We start from the raw sequence: 23,581 nt of genomic DNA, 5'->3' as shown, positions 1-23,581 counted from the left end.
TGGTGCTGTCGGAGCCGCGCGGTCAGGCGACGTCGGCGTGGACAACCTTGAGGTCAGGCTCCTCGTGGATGGGCTGAGCAGAGCCGATCTGGCAGCCGTCAGGCCCGTTGGGCAGGAACTTGAGGCGCTCGTAGGCGGCCGGGTCGGGGCCGACGACGGCCCGTAGGAAACCCTCGTGCATGGTGCACACCAGGTCGCGCGGCCGGTGGTTGCGCGTGATGAGCGGGCAGGAGCGCAGGACAACGGTGTCGCCGGAGACCTCCGGGGCGAAGCCCATGACCGCCAGGTAGGGGATCAGGGCGGTGACCCGGTCCACCTGCTCGCCGTCGACCGTGGGCTCGGCAACGGTTCCGGGGGTCAGCTCTGCCCAGCGACGACCGATCTCCAGAGCGGTGGCGCGGGCTTCCTCGCCCTCGCCCAGGGTGTCGGCGATCGCGTCGAGCAGCAGCAGGTAGGCGTCGACCATCTGCTGGGGGTCGGGTGCCGTTGAGGCGTAGCGCAGGGCCGGGCGGCCCCGCTTGCCCGTCGGCTTGGTGGACACCGTGACGAATCCGGCGTCAACCAGGGCGTCGAGGTGCTCACGGACAGTGTTGTGGTGCAGGTTGAGGGCGCTGGCGACCTGAACGGCCGTCATCGCGTCGTTGGAAGCCTCCACGACCTCCAGGACGCGCCGGCGCGCCGCAGAGAGGTTGGCGCGTGCGGACAGGTCGCCCAGGGCGGGGCGTGGGAGCGGAGGGGTCGGACGGTTGTGCATGTCATGAGACTAACGCGCTTTCGCTTGTGGGAACCGTCAAAATCGGTCTGTAGTTGAATCCTGCAACGGCTCTGTGATGTGAGTTTTAGCACACGGTGTCCAATAGCGAGTCCGTTGAAACGTGAAAAAACCCAGTACTGACGCCGTTTCTGCCGGGTCGTCGCCCGTTGTCGGGGCAAACGACCCTCAGAGTTAAGGATCGCGCTGTCGACGAAACCGTGACGCTCCCGGAAGGGCTACGCCCGTGCCCAGGCGTGCTTCAGGGGCGGGTGGGGTCCTCGGCCTCCAGTGAGGGCGCCAGCAGCCGGCGGAAGGACTCCACCCGCGCGCGCCGCTCCTCGGGGGTGGCGGAGGTTCCCGATGCGGCCGGCCCATCTGCCGCGCTCGCCCACCTGTCCAGGGCGCAGTCGACGACGCCGTCCTCGTGGGTGCACCCGCGCGGGCAGTCCTCGGCCACGGAGGCCAGGTCCGGGAAGCCCCGCAGGACGTCGGCGCTGCCGACGTGGGAAACCCCGAAGGAACGCACGCCGGGGGTGTCGATGACCCAACCGCCCCCGGGCAGCTCGAGGGCCTGAAGACTGGTGGAGGTGTGGCGGCCTCGGCCGGTGACCTCGTTGACGTGTCCTGTGGCGCGGTCGGCTCCGGGCACGAGCGCGTTGATGAGTGTGGACTTGCCGACCCCGGAGTGGCCCACGAGGACCGAGGATGCGCCGTTGAGCGCCTGGCGGACCGCCTCGACGCCGTCGTCGGGTCGCTCGTCGTCGGCGCCGGTCTGGGAGGGGCCGGCCCCGGGGCCGTGGGAGCTCAGTCGTGTGGCCAGGCAGCGCACGCCCAGGGGGCTGTAGAGGCTCGTCAACGGGGCGGCGTCGGCCAGGTCGGTCTTGGTGAGCACGATGAGCGGCTCCATGCCGGCGTCGTAGGCGGCCACGAGGTAACGGTCGATCATGCGCGGGCGCGGCTCGGGGTCGGTCACGGCGGTGACGATGACGAGCTTGTGCGCGTTGGCGACGATCGCCCTCTCGGTGCCGGCGGCGTCCCCGTCCTCGGCGCTGCGGCGCAGCAGGGTGGTGCGCTCCTCGATGCGGACCATGCGCGCCAGGGTGCCTTTGCGGCCGCTGGTGTCTCCGACGACGGCGACCCGGTCGCCGACGACGACCTTGCCCCGACCCAGCTCGCGGGCCTTCATGGCGGTGATGTTGCCGCTGGAGTCCTCGGTGAGGCCCGGCTCGTCCAGGCGGATGCGGTAGTGGCCGCGGTCGATGCGGGTGACCATGCCCAGCGCCGCGTCGGCGTGGCTGGGGCGCTGCTTGGTGCGCGGGCGCGAGCCCCGACCGGGGCGGACCCTCACGCGCGGGTCGTCGGTGCCGATGTCGCGGCGGGCCATCAGACGCCATCTCCCGGAGTGGTCGGCTCAAGGCGCGATTCAGGGGCCGGTCCGGTGCCGCCCTCACCGGCGGCGGTGGCCAGCATGGCGGCCCACAGGCTTTCAAAGCCGGGGAGCGTCTTGGAGGTGCACTCGATGTCGTCCAGGCTCACCCCGTCCACGCTCAGGCCGATGATGGCGGCGAAGGTGGCCATCCGGTGGTCGGCGTAGGAGTGCAGGGCAGCGCCGTGCAACGGGGCGGGGCGGATGATGAGCCCGTCGTCGCTCTCCTCGGCGTCCCCGTCCAGGAGGCGGATCTGGGTCGCCAGGGCCGCCAGGCGGTCGGTCTCGTGCCCGCGCAGGTGCGCGATGCCGGTGAGGCTGCTGGTGTGGCCCTGGGCCCCGGCGAGGGTGGCCAGAGCCGCCACCGTGGGGGCCAGCTCGCCGACGTCGGACAGGTCCGCGTGGATCCCGGTCAGCCGCCCGGTGCCGCGGGCCTCGAGCGCCCCGTCAGTGAGTGTCACCTCGCCACCCAGGCGGGGGAGGAGCTCGCGCCAGGCGTCCCCGGCCTGGGTCGTGGCCGCCGGCCAGTGGGGGACGCTGACCCGGCCTCCGGCCACGAGGGCGGCCGCCAGGAAGGGCCCGGCGTTGGACAGGTCCGGCTCGATCGTCACCTGCCCGCCGCGGGGGCGGCCGGGGTGGATCCGCCAGGTGCGCTCGCCGTCGCCGGCCCCGGGGGCGGGCTCGTCAACGGCGATGCCCCGCTCGCGCAGTGTCGCCACCGTCATGGCCACATGAGTCAGCGAGGGCACCGGCCCGGTGGGGGTGAGCTCCAGGCCGCCGGGCAGGAGGGCGCCCAGGAGCAGGAGGGCGGAGACGAACTGGGAGGAGGCCGAGCCGTCGACCGTCACTCGGGTGTTCCGGGCTCGCAGGAGTGCGCCGTCGCCGGGGCCGATGCGCACAGGCAGGAAGCCGGGCTCACCGAGGTGGGTCACCTCCGCGCCCAGGGCGGCCAGCGCGTCGAGCAGAGGCGCCATGGGGCGGCGCCGAGCGGCCTCGTCCCCGTCGAAGACGACCGGGGTGTCGGCCAGTGCGGCCAGCACGGGCACGAAACGCATGACGGTCCCGGCCAGGCCGACGTCGATACGGCCGACGCCGTCGGGTCCGGCCTGCACTCGCAGCGGCAGGGGAGCCGGCGTGACGCGTAGCCGCGTGCCGGTCTCGTCAAGGTCCTCGAAGCGGGCGCCGAGTACGCTCAAGGCGGCGAGCATGAGCTCGGTGTCGCGCGAGCGCAGGAGCCCGCTGAGCGTCGTCTGCGCGTCGGCAACGGCGGCCAGGAGCAGGGCCCGGGCACTGAGCGACTTCGACCCCGGCAGCTCCACGACGGCCTCCAGCGCCCCGGTCGCCACCGGTGCCCGCCACGGCTCGGCGGATCTACCTGAGGAGGCCGGGGTGGTGCCGGGGGCGTGGGTCATACGAGGGCCTCGATGACCGCGTTGAGGGTGGTCGAGGGGCGCATGGCGGCATCGGTCAGGGCCTGGTCGGGACGGTAGTAGCCGCCGATGTCCACCGGGGAGCCCTGGACGTCCAGGAGCTCGGCCTGGATCGTGTCGTTGAAGGCCTCGAGCTGCTGGGCGATCGGGGTGAAGACGGCGGCGAGCTCGGGGCTGGTCTCCTGCGCGGCCAGCTCTCGGGCCCAGTACAGGGCCAGCCAGGCGTGCGAGCCGCGGTTGTCGATCTGTCCCAGGCGGCGCGCCGGCGAGCGGTTCTCCTCCAGCAGCTGGGCCGTGGCGGCCTCCAGGGCGTCGGCCAGGACCTCGGCGCGCTCGTTGCCGCTGACCTGGGCCACGTGGTGGAAGGCCTCGGCCAGGGCCAGGAACTCGCCCAGGGAGTCCCAGCGCAGGTAGTCCTCCTCGAACAGCTGGCGCACGTGCTTGGGTGCCGAGCCCCCGGCCCCGGTCTCATAGAGGCCGCCGCCGTTCATCAGCGGCACCACCGAGAGCATCTTGGCGCTCGTGCCCAGCTCGAGGATGGGGAAGAGGTCCGTGTTGTAGTCGCGCAGCACGTTGCCGGTCACCGAGATGGTGTCCTCGCCGCGGCGGGCGCGCTCCAGGGACAGGCGCGTGGCCGCCACCGGGTCCAGCACGCGGATGTCCAGGCCCTCGGTGTCCTCCTCTGCCAGGTAACGGTGCACCAGGTCGATGAGGACGGCGTCGTGGCCACGCTCGGGGTCCAGCCAGAAGACGGCCGGGACACCGGTGGCCCGGGCCCGCGTGACCGCCAGGTGCACCCAGTCGCGGATGGGGGCGTCCTGGGTGGTGCAGGCCCGCCAGATGTCGCCGGCCGCCACCTCGTGGGACAGCAGTACCGCACCGGGCTCGGCGCCCGCGCCCTCGACCACGACGACCTCGACGGTGCCGTCGGCCGGGATGAGGAAGGTCTTGTCGTGGCTGCCGTACTCCTCGGCCTTGCGGGCCATGAGGCCCACATTGGGCACCGAGCCCATGGTGGCCGGGTCCAGGGCCCCGTGGGTGCGGCAGTCCTCGATGACGGTCTGGTAGACCCCGGCGTAGGAGGAGTCCGGGATGACGGCGAGCGTGTCCGCGGTCTGGCCGTCCGGTCCCCACAGGTGGCCGCCGGCACGGATCATGGCGGGCATGGAGGCATCGATGATGACGTCACTGGGCACGTGCAGGTTCGTGATGCCGCGGTCGGAGTCCACCATGGACAGACGGGGCCCGGCGGCGAGCTCGGCCTCGATGGCTGCGCGGATCTCCTCACCCTGGGGCAGCGAGTCCAGGCCCGCCAGGATCGAGGCCAGCCCGTCCTCGGCGCGCAGACCCGCCTCGGCCAGTACCCGCCCGTAGGTGGAGAAGACGCCCGGAAGGGCGGCGCGCACCGCGTGACCGAAGATGATCGGGTCGGAGACCTTCATCATCGTGGCCTTGAGGTGCACCGACAGCAGCAGGTCCTCATCCTTGGCGGCGGCCACCTGTCGGGTGAGGAACTCGTCCAGGGCGGCGGCGCTCATGAAGGTGGCGTCCACAACCTCCCCGGCCGTCACCGGCAGCGACTCCCGCAGGACGAGCGGCTCGCCGCCGTCGGCCGGGCGCAACCGGATCTGCAGGGTGCCGGCCTCGGGGACGACGACGCTGCGCTCGTTGCGCCGGAAGTCGCCCGATCCCATCGTGGCCACGCGGGTGCGCGACTCAGGTGACCAGGCCCCCATCGAGTGCGGGTGGGAGCGGGCGTAGGCCTTGACGGCCGCCGGGGCGCGCCGGTCCGAGTTGCCCTCGCGCAGGACGGGGTTGACGGCGCTGCCCTTGACGGCGTCGTAGGCGGCGCGGGCCTCCTGCTCGGCGGGCGTGGCAGGGGAGTCGGGGTAGTCGGGGATCTCGTGGCCCAGGGCCTGGAGCTCGGCGATGGCGGCCTTGAGCTGAGGCAGGGAGGCCGAGATGTTGGGCAGCTTGATGATCGTGGCCGCCGGCGACTGGGTGAGCTCACCCAGGCGGGCCAGGTCGTCGTCGGCCAGGGAGAAGGCCGCCAGAATGCGTCCCGCCAACGAGATGTCCGCCGTGCCCACGCTCACGCCCGCCCGCTGGGCGAAACCGCGCACGATCGGCAGGAAGGAGTGGGTCGCCAGCATCGGGGCCTCGTCGGTCCAGGTGTAGACGATGTCGGGCTCCGCAGTCTGTTCCGACTGGGTCGACTGGCTGGCCTGAGCCTGCTGGGCGGACTGGACGGTCATGAGTGCTCCCTGCGTGTCGATGACGTGTCTGCGCGTGGTGGTGAGGTGGTGCGGGCGCGTCAGGGCGCCGCGACCGGTCGGCGGTCGACCGGGGTGAGAGTAGCCGCCGCCTGTGACGCCCAGGTGACGGCTGCCGGGGCGTTTGGAATGGTGACGGGCCGACGGCGGACCCGGGCCTGGCGCCGACGGGTTCCGACTCAGGCGACTCAGGCGGTCACGTAGCGCTGCTGGACGGCTTGCTGAGCTGCCTGCAGCGCCTCACGCTGCTGGCGGGCGTTACGCACCTGCCAGGCCAGGGACGGCCTGCCCTGACGGTCGACGGCGGCCAGCGCGAGCCCGGCTCCCAGAGCGGCCCCGCGCAGCAGCCCGGAGAGGGCCTCCTTGCGGGCCTGCGTCCCCTTGACCGCCCAGACGGGGTTGTTGACCACGGTGAGAGGCACGTTGAGGGCGGCCAGGATGGTGGCGTTCGTCCGGGGTGCCCGGCCGGCGGCCAGCCCCAGTCCGGCCACGAGGCTCACGGCACCCGAGGCGCGGGTGAGCAGCCGGGCGTCGGAGGTCAGCACCGGTGGCAGACCGGCCCGCTCCAGCGTGGGGGCGACCTTCTCGAACTTCTCCACGTGGCGCGACGGGCGCACCAGGGCGTCGAGTCCATCGACGATGAAGGGCGCAGCGAGCATGGGGCGGGCGAAGGAGCGCAGAATGTTCATGCCCCCATCCTGACCTACGTGGGCGGCTCGGGCCAGCAATATCGGCGCTCGAACGTGGCGCGTGCCTCGCTGAACGCCGACGGGGAATGAATCCGGGGCGCCATCGTGTTGGCCGGGACATGAGCACTCAGCAGCCGACCGCGTCGTCGTTGAGCCGGACCGCCCGCCGGCGGGGCGCACCGCCGAGCGGGCCACGAGGTCGCCATGAGCGACCCGGCCGGCAGGACGGGCACCGTCGGCACCGCGGCCTGCCGGGGCGAGCCGCCACGATGACCAGAACGATGACCGAGGCTCTCGGCGCAGGTGAGGCCGAGGACCCCTGGAGCACGTTAGGCTCATGGATGATGACGGACATCGACGACCACACAGATGAGATCGCCCTGGACGAGGCGATCGATCCGGGCGATGGCGCGCACAGTCTGGACCGGGCTCCGGCCGGTGAGGACGAGGCCGCCCGGGCCGCCCGCTTCGAGGCCGAGGCCCTGCCCTACCTGGACCAGATCTACGGTGCCGCCCTGCGCATGACCCGCAACCGGGCCGATGCCGAGGACCTCGTGCAGGACACCTACGCCAAGGCCTTCGGCTCCTTCCACCAGTACCGGCCCGGCACCAACCTCAAGGCCTGGCTCTACCGGATCCTGACCAACACCTTCATCAACTCCTACCGCAAGAAGCAGCGCGAGCCGCTCCAGTCCGACGCGGAGGCGGTCGAGGACTGGCAGCTGCACCGGGCCGCCTCCCACGACTCAGTGGGCCTGCCCAGCGCGGAGAACCTCGCCCTGGACTCCCTGCCGGACTCCGACATCAAGGACGCCCTGGGCCAGCTCACCGAGGACCGCCGCCTGGCCGTCTACCTGGCTGACGTGGAGGGCTTCTCCTACAAGGAGATCGCCGAGATCATGGACACGCCCATCGGCACCGTCATGTCCCGGCTGCACCGAGGGCGCCGCCAGCTGCGTGACCTGCTGGCCGACTACGCACGAGAGTACGGATACGGGGAGGAGGAGAAATGAGAGACCGCATGGAACCGGGAGCCAACGGCGGCAAGAGCGCCGAGCCCACCAAGAACCCCCAGACAGCAGACGGTTCCCAGGACTGCTCCTGCGCCGAGGCCCGCGCCCACCTGGAGGCCTTCCTCGACCGCGAGTGCACCGCCGACCTCGCCGAGCGCCTCGCCCAGCATGTGGCCTCCTGCTCGCACTGCTCGCGCCTCGCCGACGCCGAGACCCATCTGCGGGAGATCCTGCGCTCGCGGTGTGCCGAGCAGGCCCCTCCCGAGCTGCGCGCCCGGGTCCTGGGGCGCCTGTCGGCCCTGAGCACCACCGCGGTGAGCGTGACGACGACGTCGACCACGACCCGGACCCAGGCCTCCGCCTCCGGGCAGGTTGTGCGTGTCGTGGAGTCCCGGGTCGAGTCCTCACGGACCGTCCGCTTCGAGCGCGACTGAGGGTGCGGCGGCAGCGACGTGTGGTCGCCTTCACCGGCTGGTCGGCGGCACGAGACTGGCCGGGGCGCGTCGCCGTGTGCGAGAATCAGCGGCGTTCCGTGCCCCCTCGTGGGGCGAGTCAAGACACGAGGAGGCAGTGATGAGCAAGCGCGGTCGTAAGCGTCGTGCACGCGCCAAGTCCAGCGCCAACCACGGCAAGCGTCCCAACGCCTGAGCCGGGTAGCGCGCCGAGCGCAACGCCCTGAGACATAACAGACGTCGGCCGGTCACCACTGCGGTGACCGGCCGACGTCGTTCTTGAGCCGTTCCGGAGCCGCCCTGGTCAGGCGCCGGTTCGCGCTCCCAGCCTGGGGCCTACGGCCTTGACGGTGATGAGACGCTGGGGTGTGAGCCGCGGAACACGGCCTGATTCGTGGTGAGGGGCACTGTCCGACCTCTCACCGAGGAACCCGGTGGTGTCTCGTAGGTATGGCCTTGCCGGCTCCTCCTCAACGACGGCGGTGTGACATGAACCTGAGGAACCTGACAGCACCAGACCAGTGGACACTCTCTGACAACTCGCTCCTGCGGCGCATCCTCGTGTGCTTCCTGGGGGAGGTGATCACGGCAGTCGGGATCGCGATCTGCCTGGAGGGCAAGAGCGGCGTCGACCCGTTCACCGCCTTCCTCCAGGGCATCTCCCACGTCTCTGGGATCTCCTTCGCGGCGATCGTCCCGATCGTCAACATCATCATGCTGATCCTCGTCTTCCCCTTCGACCGGTCCATCTTCGGCCTGGGGACGGTCATCAACTTCACCGTCGTGGGTGTCCTCGTGGACTACTTCCGCCCGATCTACCGCAGCTTCTTCCACGTCGAGTACTCCGTCGGCAGCATGCTCCTCCACCTGGCGATCGGGTTGCCGCTGTTCTGCCTGGGAGTCTCCATGTACATCACCTGCGACCTGGGCCAGTGCCCCTATGACGGGATCGCTCCCTCGCTCAGGCGGCACTTCCCGCGCTACAGCTACCGCGCCTACCGGCTGGTCCAGGACATCATCACGATCTTCCTGGCCCTGCTCCTGATCAGGTTCGACCTCTCACTGGGCATCGTCGCCCTGGGCACGGTCATCATGGGCTTCTTCATCGGCCCCATCGTCGGTTTCTTCAACAACCGCGTCTCCAACCGCCTGGTGGGGATCAGCGGCGACATCTTCGCCGCCTCCGAGTCGTCGTCTGACGAAGGCTCCCCGGCGCCTGCCTGACCGGCGGGTATCGAGGCCTCAGGACTCGGGGCGCTCGACGCCGAGCCACTCGTACCAGCCGCGGTGCAGGACCAGCCAGGCCAGCAGACCGTATCCGGCCTGGCCCGGGTGCGTGCCACCGGCGGCGGCGACGTCGGCCGTCCACTGCTCGTGGTTGCGCAGCGGCTCGAAGGCGTCCACGTAGGGCACGTTGCGCCGCAGGCACACCTCCTCGGCGGCCTGGGACAGCTGGGCGGTGGCATCGGGGTCGGCCTCCGGCAGGGGAGGGGGACCGACGACGAAGCACTCGCGGTGGTCGGAGGCGGCAGTATCGAGGATGTTGGCCAGGGCCAGGCGTGAGCGGGCGTAGGAAATGCCGGCGAGCACGTCGGCCACGCCCAGCCCCACGACGAGCCGGTTGATGCCGGTGTGCGTGGAGCGCCGGGCCACCTCGGGACCCCAGCGGTCGGACATCTGCGCTGTTGTCTCACCGGGAACCGCCAGCGAGGTCCACAGGATGTCGGCGTCCCGCGGAGTGCGGGCCATGACCCGGCCCGTCCATCCCAGGGCGCGCCCGTCACCATGACCGGCCACCAGCTCGTCGCCGATGAAGCTCAGCCTCGTCTCACGCATGACAGCGCCTCCTCATGCCTCATGATCCCTCATGCTGTCTTGACATTATCGTGACCTTGGGTTGTAACGGTGGAGGCTGACGGCATTTCGGAGGGGCTGACCGGGGACGGACCGGTGATGACCGGCCTCGTCTCAGTCGCGGGCGAAGGCCTGGTGGAGGATCTCCTCCTGCTGAGCGCGGTGGTCGCCGGCGGTGCCCACCGCGGGGGCGGCGGCCTCGGGCCGGGAGACCAGCGTGGGCAGGACACCACCGGTCAGCTCGGTTGGCAGGTTGAGCGCCAGGTAGGGCCACATGCCCTGGTTGGCGGGCTCATCCTGCACCCACACCAGCTCGGCCCCGCTGAAGGGCGCCAGCGCCTCGGCGATGGCCGAGGTCTCAAGCGGGTAGAGCTGCTCGAGGCGGACGATGGCCGTGCTCGTGTCCCCGGTCTTGGTCCGGTGGGCCAGCAGGTCGTAGTAGACGCGCCCCGAGCACAGCAGTACCCGGTCCACGACCTGTTTCTGCGCCGCGGCCAGGACGGCGTCGTCGGTCTCCCCGATGACCGGCTGGAAGGTGCCGGAGGTGAAGTCCTCCACCGGCGAGCAGGCGGCCTTCAGACGCAGCAGCTGCTTGGGGGTGAAGACGATGAGCGGGCGGCGTGGGCGGCGGTAGGTGTGCTCGCGCAGCAGGTGGAAGTAGCTGGCGGGTGTGGAGGGCTGGGCCACCAGCATGTTGTCCTGGGCGCACATCTGCAGGTAGCGCTCGATGCGGGCCGAGGAGTGGTCCGGTCCCTGCCCCTCCTGGCCGTGGGGGAGCAGCATGACCAGGCCGGAGCGCTGCCCCCACTTCTGGGCGGCGGAGGTGACGTACTCGTCGATGACGGACTGGGCGCCGTTGGCGAAGTCGCCGAACTGGGCCTCCCACATCGTCAGTCCCTCGGGGCGCTCCACCGAGTAGCCGTACTCGAAGGCCAGGGCGGCGTACTCGCTGAGCAGCGAGTCGTAGATCTCCAGAGGCGCCTGGTCCGGGGTGAGGAAGTTCAGAGGCGTCCACTCCTGACCGGAGGTGTGGTCGTGCAGGACGGCGTGACGCTGGGCGAAGGTGGCGCGGCGGGCGTCCTCACCGGCCAGACGGATCGGCACGCCCTCCATGAGCAGGCTCCCCAGGGCGATGAGCTCTCCGAGCCCCCAGTCGATGCCGCCCTCGCGTGTGGCCTCGCGGCGCTTGGCGAGCATGGCCTGGAGCTTGGGGTGGACGGTGAAGGACTCGGGCCAGGCGACCTGGGCGTCCCCGATGCGCTCGACGACGTCGCGCGGCACGGCCGAGGTCCAGCCGAGCATCATGCCGATCCCCGCTTGCTGGGAGTAGGGGATCTCCAGGGAGGACAGGGGCATGCCCACCTTCGTGGGGTCCGACAGGTCCTGTGCGGAGGCGTCGGTGGCCTCCCCGGCGTCGCCGGAGCCCGTGCCCCCGGTGACCTGGACGCGGGCCTCGGTGAAGATCCTCTCCAGCTCGTCCTGGTAGCTCTTTGCGATCTCCTGCGCCTCCTGCGGGGTGATGTCGCCGCGCCCCACGAGGGCGGAGGTGTAGACCCCGCGGGTGGAGTCCAGCGAGTCGATGAGCCGGTACATGAGCGGCTGGGTCATCGAGGGGTCGTCGCCCTCGTTGTGTCCGCGGCGCCGGTAGCAGATGAGGTCGATGATGACGTCCTTGTGGAAGGTGCGTCGGTACTCGTAGGCGTGGCGGGCGGTACGGGCCACCGTCTCGGGGTCGTCGGCGTTGACGTGGAAGATCGGCACCTGCAGGCCCTTGGCCAGGTCGGTGGCGTAGATGGTGGAACGGGCCGAGGCCGAGCCGGTGGTGAAGCCGATCTGGTTGTTGACGACGATGTGGACGGTGCCGCCGGTGCGGTAGGCGGGCAGCTGGCTCATGTTGAGGGTCTCGTACACCACGCCCTGGCCGGCGAAGGCGGCGTCACCGTGAACGAGAACCGGCATGACCGTGTAGCCCTTCTCGCCCAGGCCGATGCGGTCCTGCTTGGCGCGCACGATGCCCTCGACGACGCCGTCGACCGTCTCCAGGTGGGAGGGGTTGGCGGCCAGGGAGACGCGGGTGGACACGCCGTCGGTCCCGGAGAAGACGCCCACGGTGCCAAGGTGGTACTTGACGTCCCCGGTGCCGGCGCCCTCGATGACGCCGTTGCCCTCGAACTCGTCGAAGACCTGGGCGTAGGACTTGCCGGCGATGTTGGTGAGCACGTTGAGGCGGCCGCGGTGGGCCATGCCGATGACGACCTCGTCGAGGCCGTCGTGGGCGGCGGCGTCGAGCAGGCGGTCCAGGGTCACGATGAGGGACTCCCCGCCTTCGAGGCTGAAGCGTTTCTGGCCCACGTACTTGGTCTGCAGGAAGGTCTCGAAGGCCTCGGCCTGCTCCAGCTTGGTGAGGATCCGACGGCGCTCCTCGTCACCGATGTCCTCCCAGTCCCGCTCGAGGCGCTCCTGCCACCAGGCGCGCTGAGCCGGGTCCTGGATGTGCATGTACTCCACGCCCACGGTGCGGCAGTAGGCGTCGCGCAGCATCTTGAGGATCTCGCGCAGGGTGGCCCGATCGCGCCCGCCCAGCCCCCGGGTGGGGAAGGAGCGGTCCAGGTCCCACAGGCTCAGCCCGTAGGAGGTGATGTCCAGGTCGGGGTGGCGGCGCAGGCGGTAGGTGAGCGGGTCGTTGTCGGCGGCCAGGTGGCCGCGCTGACGGTAGGCGTGGATGAGCTCGGCCACGCGTGCCGGCTTGCCGGTCTCCAGCTCGGGGTCGTAGGTGGTGTCTCGCATCCAGGCGACCGGCTCGAGAGGGATGCGCAGGGACTCGAAGGCCCGGTTCCAGAAGCCGTCCAGTCCCAGGAGCTTACGCTCCACCAGGCGCAGGAACTCACCTGAGGCGGCGCCCTGGATGACGCGGTGGTCGTAGGTGGAGGTCAGGGTGACGACCTTGCCGATGGCCTGGCGGGCCAGGGTGTCGGGGCTGGCGCCGGCGAAGGCGGCCGGGTAGTCCATGCTGCCGACCCCCACGATGAGTCCCTGACCGGGCATGAGGCGTGGCACCGAGTGCAGGGTGCCGATCATGCCGGGGTTGGTCAGGGTCACGGTGGTGCCGCGGAAGTCATCGAGGTCCAGCTTGTTGTCGCGGGCCTTGGCCACGAGGGCCTCGTAGGCCTCCACGAACTGGGACAGGTCCATGAGGTCGGCCTGCTTGATGGAGGGCACCAGCAGGCGTCGCTGCCCGTCGGCGCCGGGCACGTCGATGGCCAGGCCGAAGGCCACGTGGGCGGGTTCGTGCAGGACCGGCTTGCCGGCCTCGTCGACCCCGTAGGAGACGTTCATCGAGGGAATCTCGGAGAGGGACTCGACCACCGCCCAGCCGATGAGGTGGGTGAAGGAGACCTTGCCGCCGCGGGTGCGGGCCAGGTGACTGTTGATGACGGCGCGGTTCTCGATGAGGACCTTGGCGGGCACGGCCCGGGCGGAGGTGGCCGTGGGCATGGACAGGGAGTCGTCCATGTTCTTGGCGGTGCGGGCGGACGCCCCCTTGAGCCTGGTGGTGCTGTCCTCGCAGGTGTCACCGTCCTGGTCGTGCGCGGGGTGTGCGGCCAGGCGCTGGGCGTAGGGGGAGGTCGGGGGCGCAGTGTCCGACGGCGGGGCCGGCGGGAGGTCGGAGCGTGTGACGTCCTGGACGGCGGAGGAACGGCGCAGGGGAGAGGCGGCCTGAGGCGTGATGGTGGCCCGGCGCGGACCACCGGCGGCTGCCGGCGCGAAGCCGTTCGAGGGGCCGTGACTCGGGTGGTGCAGGCCAGCATTCGGGTCGGTCTCGAAGAGCTCTCGCCACTGGGGGCTCACAGAGGAGGGATCCGCCGACCAGGCGGCCCGCATCTCCTCCACCATCCACTCGTTGGCACCGAAACCTGGGCTGATCTGGTCCTGCGTGGGCACGTCGGGTCTCCTCGGAGCTCGTCAGTCTCCCGTTCCGGCACTGGGAGCCTTAGCGGGACCCCGGGGAGGAACGGCGGTGTTCACCGGACATCCTAGAAGGTGAAGGGTGTCTCAAGCGAGCAAATGCGGGACCAAAGACACATGCGTGTCTCGACCGTGACGCGCTCGCGGCGACCTACAGGTCGCGCCACTCCTCGAACGCGTCGAGCCGGGACGTATCGCCGTCTCCGAGCGTACGAGCCGCCGCCTCGAGCAGCTCCAGCCGAGGGTCCTCTTCGCGCCTGAGCCGCTCCAGGTTCATCTCGAATGACCAATCACCTGTCGTCACACTGTCTGCCAGAAGTTTCTTGAGAGCCCTTCCGGACTCCTTGCGGTGCCCGGGTGAATGGGCAAACAGGTAGAAATGGCATTCGGCTAGTAAAGGTCTCTCGTCATCGCTGGCGAGGGGAATCGCCTTTTCAGCCAGGCTGATCGCCTCTATATCATCCGATCTGGCGAAAATGATCTGAGCGTAGTTGCCGAGGTTTCTGGCGTCATTGGGGTCGGCGTTGATGGCCCGCTGGTACATGTCCTGGGCCTGGTCCATGTCGCCACGCTTGGTGTGCAGGAAGAGTGCGTAGGTTCGGAGGTTTCTGGCGTTATTGGGGTCGGCGTTGATGGCCCGCTGGTACATGTCCTGGGCCTGGTCCATGTTGCCACGAACGTTCTTGAGGAAGTTGGCGTAGATGCGGAGGTTTCTGGCATTATTGGGGTCGGCGTTGATTGCCTGTTGGTACATGTCCTGGGCCTGGTCCATATCACCTCGAACGGTGTGGAGGAAGAGGGCGTAGCCGCCGAGTGTGGATGCGTCGTGGGGGTCGGCGTTGATGGCTTGCTGGTACATGTCCTGGGCCTGGTCCATGTCGTGCCGCACAGTGAACAGGAAGTAGGCGTAGTTGCCGAGGTTTCTGGCGTTATTGGGGTCGGCGTTGATTGCCTGTTGGTACATGTTCTGGGCCTGGTCCATATCACCTCGAACGGTGTGGAGGAAGAGGGCGTAGCCGCCGAGTGTGGATGCGTCGTGGGGGTCGGCGTTGATGGCTTGCTGGTACATGTCCTGGGCCTGGTCCATGTCGCCGCATGTGGCGAACAGGAAACGAGCGTATAGGCCGAGTGCGGTTGCATCACTGGGGTTGGTGTCGATGGCACGCTGGAACATTTCCTGCGCCCGGTCCATGTCGTGCCGCACAGTGAAGAGAAAATTGGCATAGATGCCAAAAACGTAGGACTGCTTAGAGGTGTTTTCTATTGCTTTTTCGAACATTGCCTGAGCTTGATCCATTTCGCCACACTCAAACTGCAAGAAGAGTGCATAGTTGGTGGCGACATAGGGGTCGTTGGGTGCAACTTCTGCGGCTCTCTGGAACATTATCTTGGCCTGATCTCGTTCATTACACGCTGTCTCCAAAAAGATAGCGTAGTTAACTAAAGCGTAGGTGTCTTTTGGTGTGGTTTCGATGGCTTTTATGTACATTCTCTGGGCTTGATTTGTTTCCCCGCGCACGGTTTCTAGAAAATTGGCATAAAGGCCAAGTGTGGATGTGTTGCTGGAGTTGGCTTCGATGGATACTATGTACATATCCCGAGCCTGGCTCGTCTCGATGTGTGCGGTTTCTAAAATGGAGTTGCATGTAAATGGGGTGAGTTCGATTGTGTTGCGAGATTCATAGGTGATGGCCTGTCTGTACATTTCCTCGGCCCCATCCATGTCATGTTGTTGGTACTGCAGAAAGGCTGCGTAGTTTCTGAGGTTAGTCGCATTGTGGGGGTCGGCTTCGATGGCCCGCTTGTACATCATTTCGGCTTGGTCTGCATCGTTGATGATGGTGTGTAAGAATACTGCGTAGTCGCCAAGGTTAGATGCGTCGTGGGGGTCGGCTTCGATGGCCTGCTGGAATATAATATGCGCCTGGTCTGTGTCGCCTTTTTGGTTCTGCAGGAAGAGAGCGTAGTTGCCAAGTGTATTGGCGTGGTGGGGGTCAACTGCAATGGCATGCAGGAATACCTGCTCGGCTTGATTTATGTCTCCTAATACCGTTTCTAGAAAGAGTGCGTAGTCGCCGAGAATGGTTATGTCGTGAGGGTTGGTGTCGATAGCGTGTTGAAACATGGCGTCTGTTGAGGAGGGGGGAGCGCTGTATAGTATCATGGCAATGGTTGATTGACGCGCCTGCTGTGTAGAAAGTGTGATATTTTGCAGGGATTTGAAGGTGTGTTCTGAGATAATCCAATCCGCTTCATCTGCGATGATATCAAGAACCTCCCACAGGTCATCTCCAACTTGACGAAGAAGCGGTACTGTGTTGTTTATGGGGTTTGTTGCGTATTTCCATGCGCTGTCCCATTCGGACGTTTGTTTCGTACCGTCCGTGTGTGCCTTAGAAAAGGAAATGAGTTGGTCTTTTGATGCGGGCCCTAAACCGATACGGCGCCAGTCAGCTGCCGCTTTAATGAGTGTTCCGCACCGCGAGTGACCCCTGAGTTCGTCTGCAAATGCTGTGCGTACCGCTTCTGCGCATCCGAGCAGGGGTCCTAAGCCAATGCTCTCGATCTGGGATAATAGATTCGCGTAAGATGTGAGTTTTACGGCATTGAGTTCTTTTGTTGACAGTGATGGGTTAAGTGTGATTTTCTTGAAACGATTGACTGTGTCCCACCCCGAAGCTGTTTCGTTGGCGCGGTCGCTATGTTTGACATACTGTGAGTGCATCATGGTGGCGATGATGATGCAGGAGTTTTTTGTCCACTGGTTGAGTAGTCCGAGTGTTAGGCTCTGGTTGGATAGAAACCTGTCGAGATCATCTAGGAGGATGACGGTATGGGGTGCTGGCTGTTGGCTGCTGCTGAGGAGTTGCTCGATATCGTCATCACCTCGCGGGAACCAGAAGGGGGCCTCCGGCCAGTGGGAGCGAATCGTCTCTAGCGCCAGGCGAGTCTTCCCGGACATGGACGGGCCTTCAATGAGGACGGGTGTTCCATTGTTGAGGTGCTCCACCACCTGGTTCTGAATGTCGCGAGGAACGAACTCAGTGATATCACGATCCGAGCTGTGTACTCTCAGTGATTCTAAAGGTTCCTTGCTTATGTTAGTTGCCACTCCTGTTGAATCGGCGATTTGTTGCCTGCGTGAGCGTGCGGAGATCCACTTGCGGGACAGTGTTATTGTATCTGTTATTCCGCCTGTTATTGCTCCGATCGCTCCGCCTTTCGCTGCCCAGGTCGGGTCTTGTGTGGTGAGGTAACCAACCATGATGCCGATAGTTGCGCCGCCAAATGGTGGAAGGAGCCACCATGCGGACTGGCTCGGATCGGTTGGGCGGACCGCTTTCTGCGGTTTCCGTGACAGCATTGCAACCTCCGCACTTACTTAGTATGTGGCGTAGGTTACCTGAATCGTGAGAAATCAGTGCCCCGGCGATGCGTACCTGAGGCCTGGCGCCGGTCTCGGCCTCACTACTGCCGCGGTGGTACCGTTCGGTCACTATGCGATCGGCTTTTCGTCGGGCCCGCAGGCGCCGCATCCGCACGCACCGCGCCTCCTCGCCCGCCTCTGACCACCCCCACCCCGACTCGTCCGCCTCCGGCGCCCACGTCAAGCCCCACATGGGGGAGGGGCCCGCATGACCGACTGGCTCATGATCGCCGTCGGCGTGGTCCTCACCGTGGGCACCGCCCTGTTCGTGGCCGGCGAGTTCTCGCTGGTCGCCCTCGACCCCTCCACCGTCGAGACCCGTGCCGCCACCGGGGACAGGCGCGCCACCGTCGTCCGGCGCGCCCTGGGGCGCCTCTCCACTCTCCTGTCCGGCGCCCAGGTCGGCATCACCCTGACCACCGTGCTCCTGGGCTACACCATGCAAGCGGCCCTGGCGAACCTGCTGACCGGCCTCATGAGCCACTGGATGGCCGTCTCCGTGGCCACCGGCGCCGCAGTCGTCATCGCCCTCATCGTCGTCAACGCCTTCTCCATGGTCATGGGCGAGCTCATCCCCAAGAACGCCACCCTGGCCGACCCCATGCGCGCCGCCGGCCTCGTGGCCCCCTTCCTCATGGGCTTCACCACCCTCCTCAAGCCCCTCATCGTCCTGCTCAACGGCGCCGCCAACGCCGTCCTGCACGCCATGGGCATCGAACCCGCAGAGGAGCTCAGCGGCACCCGCAGCGCCGGCGAGCTCGCCTCCCTCGTGCGCCACAGTGCCGAGGAGGGCACCCTCGACGCCTCCACCGCCACCCTGCTCACCCGCTCCATCGGCCTGGGGGCGCTGACCGCCGTCGACGTCATGACCGACCGCGGCCGCCTCCACACCCTCGAGGCCGACGACTCCGCCGAGGACGTCGTGCACCTGGCCCGCGCCACCGGCCACTCCCGCTTCCCCGTCATTGGCCGTGACGTCGACGACGTCATGGGCATCGTCCACCTGCGCCGCGCCATCGGCGTCCCCTACGAGCGGCGCGCCGACGTGCCGGTGGCCTCCACCTCCCTCATGACCCCCGCGCCCCGAGTCCCCGAGACCATGCCGCTGGCCGACCTGCTCGTCGAGCTGCGCGCCCAGGGCTCCCAGATGGCGATCGTCGTCGACGAGTACGGCGGCACCGCCGGTGTCGTCACTCTTGAGGACGCCGTCGAGGAGGTCGTCGGGGACGTTGCCGACGAGCACGATCGCCGCCGCGCCGGCGCCCACCTCGACCCCTCCGGCCACTGGGTCGTCCCGGGGTGGATGCGCCCCGACGAGCTCGCCACCCGCACCGCCATCCAGGTCCCCGACGACGGCCCCTACGAGACCTTCGGCGGCCTGGTCATGACCGAGCTCGGCCGCATCCCCGTCGTCGGCGACGTCGTCGAGCTGACTCACGCCTCCCTGACCGTCGACGCCATGGACGGGCGCCGCGTCACCCGCCTCCACGTGCGCCCCAAGGACCCAGAGGCCGCTTCTGGGGATCAGAGACCTGAGGGGGAGCGCCGATGAGCACGCCCCTGGCCCTGGTGGTCACCGTCATCCTCCTGGCCGGCAACGCCTTCTTCGTCGGCGCCGAGTTCGCCGTCACCTCCTCGCGCCGTAGCCAGCTCGAGCCGTTGGCGGAGGCCGGCGACGCCCGCGCGGCCACCGCCCTGTGGGCCCTGCAGAACGTCTCGCGCATGCTGGCCACCGCCCAGCTCGGCGTCACCCTGTGCTCCACAGGCTTGGGCGTCGTCGCTGAGCCGGCCATCGCCCATGCCCTGGAGCCCCTGCTCGTGACCGTCGGCGTCGGGCACGCCGGCTCCCACGCAGTCGCCGTCGTCATCGCCCTGGTCATCGTCGTGGGTCTGCACGTCGTCGCCGGGGAGATGGTGCCCAAGAACATCTCCATCGCCTCCCCGGAGAAGGCCGTGCGCTGGCTGGCCCCGCCACTGGTGTGGTGCTCGCGCGTCTTCAGTCCCGTGGTCAACGCTCTCAACGGCTTCGCCAACGGGGCCCTCAAAGTCCTGGGCATCGAGGCCAAGGAGGAGATCTCCGCCGCCTTCAATGCCGAGGAGGTCGCCTCCATCGTCGAGCGCTCCACGGCCGAAGGCGTCCTGGAGGACTCCACCGGCCTGCTCAGCGGCGCCCTGGAGTTCTCCGAGGAGACCGCCGGCAGCGTCATGGTGCCCCTGAGTGAGCTCGTCACCCTGCCCCAGGACTGCACCCCGGAGGACGTGGAACGGGCCGTGGCCTCCACCGGCTTCTCCCGCTTCCCGCTCGTGGCCGATCAGGCCGCAGCCGACGGGGGAGAGGAACCGGCCATCACCGGCTACCTGCACCTCAAGGACATCCTCTACGCCGACGGCGCCGACCGCACCGAGCCGGTACCCGCCTGGCGCGCACGCGCACTCGTGCCCGTCGGATACGACGACGAGGTCGAGGAGGCGCTGGTAGCCATGCAACGTTCGGGGGCCCATCTCGGGCACGTGCGCAATGCGCAGGGACGCTTCGTCGGGGTCCTCTTCCTGGAGGACATCCTCGAAGAGCTCGTCGGCGAGGTCAACGACGCCATGCAGCGCGAGGAGTACCAGCGCCGTGATTAAATTGTGATTTAGGCGGTGAAGTCAGCGGGTGCTCACAACTCGGGCCGCCTCGGGAGACCATCGTCGACCGCTGCGCAGGCAGTGGTGACCAGGTGCTGATTCGTTCGGATGACACGTGTTTCTGGCTCAAGGCCGGCTCTGTGGACGGAACCTTGAGATTTGTGTGAGAAGTACAGGTCACACAAAGGTGTGCTGGTTCTCCTGGCGAGACCCACAGGAGACCGCTACTGTTTTAACCGAGTACAACCCAGGCTGTCGCCCTGGCAGCCGCCACGTCGTGATCGCCGGGTTGCCGGCAGCAACGACTTCCCTATGACAACAGCCACCTGGAGGCTTCCCGCGTGACCCCGCAGCCCATGAGTCGACGCCAGCGTCGCGAGGCGGAACGTGCTGCCGAAGCCGCTCGCCAGGTCGCTGAGGCGCAGGTCGGAGCCGCCCCGTCGTCACCGTCGACGACGCACACCACTCACGTCGCAGGTGCCACTCGCCGCTCACGTCGCGACCTTCACGCTCACCGTGCCGAGAGCGGCGCCGCCTCGAGTCCCGTCACCGCTCCGAGTCCATCGGCTCTGCCGGACGTTCCACTCGCCCCGCAGAAGCAGAACCATCCGCAGCGGCCCGTGGCACCGGCGGTCCCTCCGGGATCTGTATCGGGCGCCCGGACGGGAACACGCCCAGATGGAGGATCGTCGCGCTCGGTTCCCACAGCCCCCGCGGAGTCGCAGCCCGTTGCGCCGATGAGCCGCATGGCCCGCCGGCGTCAGAACGCCGCGTCTGCGGCCCCGTCCGTCTTCTCCTCCTCATCGCAGAGCTCCGACGACACCCGTCCCACCCGGCGCTCCCGCAAGGACCTGCGCTCGGCCCAGGTTCCTGAGGACACCCAGCAGACGCGGGAGAACCCCGCCGTCGAGAGCACACCGCAGCACCAGTCCCACCGACCCGAGGTCCGCTCGGGGAACCGCCACGACCAGCACCGCTCTCATCGTGGCGAACAGGCCGCGCCCTCGGCCGCACCATCAACGCCCTCGGCTCTGACGCCCCTGGTCGCGGCCTCACTGGCCGAGTCCACCTCGGCTCTCGGACCGACAGCCAGTCAACCCACCGGCACCACTCCGTGGTGGGCCGAAGGCGGCACGGCTTCTGCTTCGCCCAGCAGCACACAGCGCCACCGTCACGCGGCCGGACAGACCGCCGCTGCTGAGCCGAAGGCCGGAACGGTCTCGGAGACTGCCTCCCGTTCTGGGGGCCGCCGCCAGCAACGCGCCGCTGCGGCTCCCACCGGCGTCTCGGCCGCCTCAGCGGCCTCGGCCAAGTCTGTCGTGGCCTCCACCACCCACCATGCCGCCCTCTTCGGAGCCCCCGGCACGCAGGCGGACCGCGCCGCCGCCCAGACACCCCAGGCCGAACCGTCAGCGCCAACGGAGCAAGCGACCGCGACTCCCTTCGCTCCCGAAGCCCCTCATGAGATCCGATTCTCACAGCGGATCACGGACTTCCGTGGCGCTGAGACCATCGAGGTCCCTGAGGTCCGCAAGATCATGGCTGCCCGCAAGGCCGGGGTGCCGCTGGCAGACGAAGCGGCCATTCGTGCCATCAAGGCCGCCCGGAGCACCAAGAAGGCCAAGCCCGAGACGACGGCCGCCGAGACCAAGGGGAGCAGGGTCGCAGATGAGGCTGCCGCCCCGACGTCGTCGGCCAGGACCACGGCAACATCGAAGCCGGACACCCACCGTGACTCCTCGACCGGACCCGCCCCCGTGCGTCCCGTCCGCCGTCGCACCGGTTCCGGGATTCTGGGGCGCACCGCCGTCCTGTCGGTCCTGGCCGTGGCCACAGTGCTCGCCCCCTTGTCCAGTCACCTCGACAACACCCCGCTGGCCTCGGCCTCCATGAAGATGCACTCCGGCGGCTCCCCTACGCAGGGCCCGGCCGCCAGCGGGACGAAGTCCTCGTCCGTGGCCAGCGCCGTACTCGGCAGCGACGACCTTGAGTCGGCCTCCGACACCCAGCTGTCCAACGTTCCCGACGCCGCCACCCGGGCCAGGATTCGCGAGGCCTTCCAGAACGCCGCCAAGACCTGTTCCTCGGCGACCGGCGCCTCCGGCGACACCAGTGCCTTCAGCTCCAAGCCGCAGCTGTTCTACCCGATGCTTCCGGGCACCTATGAGATCTCCTCGGAGTACGGCTACCGCACCCACCCCACCCTCGGCTACCGCAAGCTGCACGCCGGGCAGGACATGGCCGCCCCCGTGGGGACGCCCATCTACGCGGCCGCCGCCGGCACCGTCACCACCGCCGGCATGGTCGATGGCACCGGAACCATCACCATCAAGCACGAGATCGACGGCCAGGTCTGGTACACCAGCTACCTGCACATGTACGAGGACGGCATCCACGTCAAGGTCGGTGACAAAGTCACGGCCGGTCAGATGATCGCCGGAGTGGGCAACACGGGCCGGTCCTCCGGTTCTCACCTGCACTTCGAGGTGCGCACCAAGGACGACACCGCCGACGAGTCCACCGTGGAGCCGTGGGGCTGGCTCAAGCAGCACAACGCCGTCGAGCTCACCACCAACTGCAGCTGAGGGAGACCCACTGTGCCGCCTGCCGCGTCACGAACCCGCCGTCCCGCCGTCATCGCCCACCGCGGCGGGGGACGCGAGGTTCCTGAGAACACCTGGAGCGCCGTCGAGCACGTGGCAGCGCTCGGGCTGGAGTGGATGGAGACCGACCTGCGGCTGACCGCCGACGGCATCGTCGTGCTCAGTCATGACGAGGACCTGCGCCGCACCGCGAATGACCCCCGCACCGTCGGAGAGGTCATGTGGGCCGAGATGGCCGACCTCGACTCCGGCGACGGGCGCGGCTTCGTCCGACTCGATGACGCCCTGTACGCCCACCCGACGATGAAGTTCAACGTCGATCTCAAGGACTCCTGCGTCGTCCAGGCCGCCCTGCAGACGGTGCGAGACGCCCAGGCCCTTGAGCGAGTCCGCTTCGCCTCCTTCTCCGCCCGGAGGCTGGCCGTGCTGCGCCGCCAGGAGCCACGGGCCATGACCTCCCTAGGGGTCAGCGACGTGCTCGGACTCATGCTGCGCAGTGAGGCGGCCGTCCCCCTGCCCCAGACCCGTTGGGGCTGGACACGTGGCAGGGTCGACGCCGTCCAGGTGCCGGAGAGCTATCACGGCGTCCCGGTGGTCACCCGCCGTTTCGTCGCCTCCGCGCACACCGCGGGCCTGGAGGTCCACGTCTGGACGGTGGACGATCCCGAGCGGATGCGTCGCCTGGCCGACCTCAACGTGGACGCCATCATGACCGACGTCCCCAGTCTCGCCGTCCAGACCCTCAGCTGAAGAAACCCGTCAACAGCCCGGAGTCGGCGGACGGCCTGGTGGAACCTGGTGGAAACCGCTCGGCCCCGCTTTGGCCAGAAGAATTGTGCCGCAACACGCATGAGCGAGCCCCCGCCGCGGGTGGCAGCGGGGGCTCAGAGGTGGTGCCCCGGACAGGATTCGAACCTGCGACTTCCTGCTCCGGAGGCAGACGCTCTATCCACTGAGCTACCGGGGCCCGAGGCGTGACTGTACCAGTGTCCTGGCCCCGGAGCGAAACCGGCACGAGACTGCGACATGTCCCACGATGCCCTGCGGTTTCCGGTCTCGCTCGTGA

Annotated in this window: 16 protein-coding genes and 1 tRNA gene; 8 read left to right on the top strand and 9 right to left on the bottom strand. The window is 68.3% G+C overall.

Annotated features, from left to right (window positions below):
• Window positions 1–22: 22 nt before the first annotated feature.
• The 5 genes from RIV12_RS06605 to RIV12_RS06585 all read right to left on the bottom strand — a co-directional run bounded on the left by RIV12_RS06605 (window position 23) and on the right by RIV12_RS06585 (window position 6,572).
• Complete coding sequence (locus RIV12_RS06605; protein ID WP_075416923.1) at window positions 23–754, bottom strand: helix-turn-helix transcriptional regulator; 732 nt, start codon at window positions 752–754, stop codon at window positions 23–25.
• 259 nt (window positions 755–1,013) lie between these two features.
• A complete protein-coding gene (rsgA, locus tag RIV12_RS06600; RefSeq protein WP_309322893.1) occupies window positions 1,014–2,138 on the bottom strand; it encodes a ribosome small subunit-dependent GTPase A in 1,125 nt (374 codons plus the stop codon).
• The gene (gene aroA / locus RIV12_RS06595; RefSeq protein WP_309322892.1) at window positions 2,138–3,592 is read right to left on the bottom strand and encodes a 3-phosphoshikimate 1-carboxyvinyltransferase; all 1,455 of its coding nucleotides are present in this window, start codon (window positions 3,590–3,592) and stop codon (window positions 2,138–2,140) included. The genes rsgA and aroA overlap by 1 nt, the downstream gene beginning before the upstream one ends.
• Window positions 3,589–5,865: an NADP-dependent isocitrate dehydrogenase gene (locus RIV12_RS06590; protein WP_309322891.1), complete on the bottom strand. Its 2,277-nt coding sequence runs from the start codon at window positions 5,863–5,865 to the stop codon at window positions 3,589–3,591. Before RIV12_RS06590 ends, aroA begins: the two co-directional genes overlap by 4 nt.
• A gap of 206 nt (window positions 5,866–6,071) precedes the next feature.
• Complete coding sequence (locus RIV12_RS06585; protein WP_075416927.1) at window positions 6,072–6,572, bottom strand: DoxX family protein; 501 nt, start codon at window positions 6,570–6,572, stop codon at window positions 6,072–6,074.
• A gap of 344 nt (window positions 6,573–6,916) precedes the next feature.
• Here RIV12_RS06585 and RIV12_RS06580 point away from each other — a divergent pair, with 344 nt between their 5' ends.
• The 4 genes from RIV12_RS06580 to RIV12_RS06570 all read left to right on the top strand — a co-directional run bounded on the left by RIV12_RS06580 (window position 6,917) and on the right by RIV12_RS06570 (window position 9,261).
• Window positions 6,917–7,585 carry a sigma-70 family RNA polymerase sigma factor gene (locus RIV12_RS06580; protein WP_075416943.1) on the top strand — a complete coding sequence of 223 codons (669 nt, stop codon included), beginning with the start codon at window positions 6,917–6,919 and terminating at the stop codon, window positions 7,583–7,585.
• Entirely contained in the window at window positions 7,582–8,019 is a 438-nt protein-coding gene (gene rsrA / locus RIV12_RS06575; RefSeq protein ID WP_309322890.1) for a mycothiol system anti-sigma-R factor, read from the top strand. The genes RIV12_RS06580 and rsrA overlap by 4 nt, the downstream gene beginning before the upstream one ends.
• A 139-nt stretch (window positions 8,020–8,158) precedes the next feature.
• A complete protein-coding gene (locus RIV12_RS13160; RefSeq protein ID WP_370538935.1) occupies window positions 8,159–8,233 on the top strand; it encodes a 50S ribosomal protein bL37 in 75 nt (24 codons plus the stop codon).
• Window positions 8,234–8,526: 293 nt separating this feature from the next.
• Entirely contained in the window at window positions 8,527–9,261 is a 735-nt protein-coding gene (locus RIV12_RS06570) for a YczE/YyaS/YitT family protein (protein ID WP_309322889.1), read from the top strand.
• An 18-nt stretch (window positions 9,262–9,279) separates the two neighbouring features.
• Here RIV12_RS06570 and RIV12_RS06565 read toward each other — a convergent pair whose 3' ends face one another.
• The 3 genes from RIV12_RS06565 to RIV12_RS06555 form a co-directional block, all read right to left on the bottom strand.
• On the bottom strand, window positions 9,280–9,873 hold the full coding sequence (locus RIV12_RS06565) for a GDSL-type esterase/lipase family protein (protein WP_003785741.1): 594 nt from the start codon (window positions 9,871–9,873) through the stop codon (window positions 9,280–9,282).
• A gap of 132 nt (window positions 9,874–10,005) precedes the next feature.
• Complete coding sequence (locus RIV12_RS06560; protein ID WP_309322888.1) at window positions 10,006–13,833, bottom strand: multifunctional oxoglutarate decarboxylase/oxoglutarate dehydrogenase thiamine pyrophosphate-binding subunit/dihydrolipoyllysine-residue succinyltransferase subunit; 3,828 nt, start codon at window positions 13,831–13,833, stop codon at window positions 10,006–10,008.
• Between the two features lie 175 nt (window positions 13,834–14,008).
• Entirely contained in the window at window positions 14,009–17,221 is a 3,213-nt protein-coding gene (locus RIV12_RS06555) for a tetratricopeptide repeat protein (protein WP_309322887.1), read from the bottom strand.
• Between the two features lie 271 nt (window positions 17,222–17,492).
• Here RIV12_RS06555 and RIV12_RS06550 point away from each other — a divergent pair, with 271 nt between their 5' ends.
• The 4 genes from RIV12_RS06550 to RIV12_RS06535 all read left to right on the top strand — a co-directional run bounded on the left by RIV12_RS06550 (window position 17,493) and on the right by RIV12_RS06535 (window position 23,265).
• The gene (locus RIV12_RS06550) at window positions 17,493–18,836 is read left to right on the top strand and encodes a hemolysin family protein (RefSeq protein WP_309322886.1); all 1,344 of its coding nucleotides are present in this window, start codon (window positions 17,493–17,495) and stop codon (window positions 18,834–18,836) included.
• Complete coding sequence (locus RIV12_RS06545) at window positions 18,833–19,912, top strand: hemolysin family protein (RefSeq protein WP_309322885.1); 1,080 nt, start codon at window positions 18,833–18,835, stop codon at window positions 19,910–19,912. Before RIV12_RS06550 ends, RIV12_RS06545 begins: the two co-directional genes overlap by 4 nt.
• 737 nt (window positions 19,913–20,649) lie before the next feature.
• Window positions 20,650–22,497, top strand: coding sequence for a peptidoglycan DD-metalloendopeptidase family protein (locus tag RIV12_RS06540; protein ID WP_309322884.1), 1,848 nt, complete (start codon window positions 20,650–20,652; stop codon window positions 22,495–22,497).
• 12 nt (window positions 22,498–22,509) lie between these two features.
• Window positions 22,510–23,265 (top strand): glycerophosphodiester phosphodiesterase family protein, encoded by a 756-nt coding sequence (locus RIV12_RS06535; RefSeq protein ID WP_075416933.1) that lies wholly within the window; start codon window positions 22,510–22,512, stop codon window positions 23,263–23,265.
• Window positions 23,266–23,406: 141 nt separating this feature from the next.
• Here the strand turns inward: RIV12_RS06535 and RIV12_RS06530 are convergent.
• Window positions 23,407–23,482: transfer RNA gene (locus RIV12_RS06530), tRNA-Arg, on the bottom strand.
• Window positions 23,483–23,581: the final 99 nt, after the last annotated feature.

The sequence above is a fragment of the Actinomyces stomatis genome, assembly GCF_031292835.1.
Taxonomy (GTDB): domain Bacteria; phylum Actinomycetota; class Actinomycetes; order Actinomycetales; family Actinomycetaceae; genus Actinomyces; species Actinomyces stomatis.
The sequence above is the reverse complement of the archived record's forward strand: the minus strand, read 5'-3'. Positions and strand labels throughout refer to the sequence as shown.

Coding starts and splice junctions, on each gene's coding strand:
- RIV12_RS06555 (WP_309322887.1), bottom strand. CDS start 17,221: ATGCTGTCACGGAAACCGCAGAAAGCGGTCCGCCCAACCGATCCGAGC.
- RIV12_RS06585 (WP_075416927.1), bottom strand. CDS start 6,572: ATGAACATTCTGCGCTCCTTCGCCCGCCCCATGCTCGCTGCGCCCTTC.
- RIV12_RS06580 (WP_075416943.1), top strand. CDS start 6,917: ATGACGGACATCGACGACCACACAGATGAGATCGCCCTGGACGAGGCG.
- RIV12_RS06570 (WP_309322889.1), top strand. CDS start 8,527: ATGAACCTGAGGAACCTGACAGCACCAGACCAGTGGACACTCTCTGAC.
- RIV12_RS06550 (WP_309322886.1), top strand. CDS start 17,493: ATGACCGACTGGCTCATGATCGCCGTCGGCGTGGTCCTCACCGTGGGC.
- RIV12_RS06590 (WP_309322891.1), bottom strand. CDS start 5,865: ATGACCGTCCAGTCCGCCCAGCAGGCTCAGGCCAGCCAGTCGACCCAG.
- aroA (WP_309322892.1), bottom strand. CDS start 3,592: ATGACCCACGCCCCCGGCACCACCCCGGCCTCCTCAGGTAGATCCGCC.
- RIV12_RS06605 (WP_075416923.1), bottom strand. CDS start 754: ATGCACAACCGTCCGACCCCTCCGCTCCCACGCCCCGCCCTGGGCGAC.
- RIV12_RS06540 (WP_309322884.1), top strand. CDS start 20,650: ATGAGCCGCATGGCCCGCCGGCGTCAGAACGCCGCGTCTGCGGCCCCG.
- RIV12_RS06565 (WP_003785741.1), bottom strand. CDS start 9,873: ATGCGTGAGACGAGGCTGAGCTTCATCGGCGACGAGCTGGTGGCCGGT.
- rsgA (WP_309322893.1), bottom strand. CDS start 2,138: ATGGCCCGCCGCGACATCGGCACCGACGACCCGCGCGTGAGGGTCCGC.
- rsrA (WP_309322890.1), top strand. CDS start 7,582: ATGAGAGACCGCATGGAACCGGGAGCCAACGGCGGCAAGAGCGCCGAG.
- RIV12_RS06545 (WP_309322885.1), top strand. CDS start 18,833: ATGAGCACGCCCCTGGCCCTGGTGGTCACCGTCATCCTCCTGGCCGGC.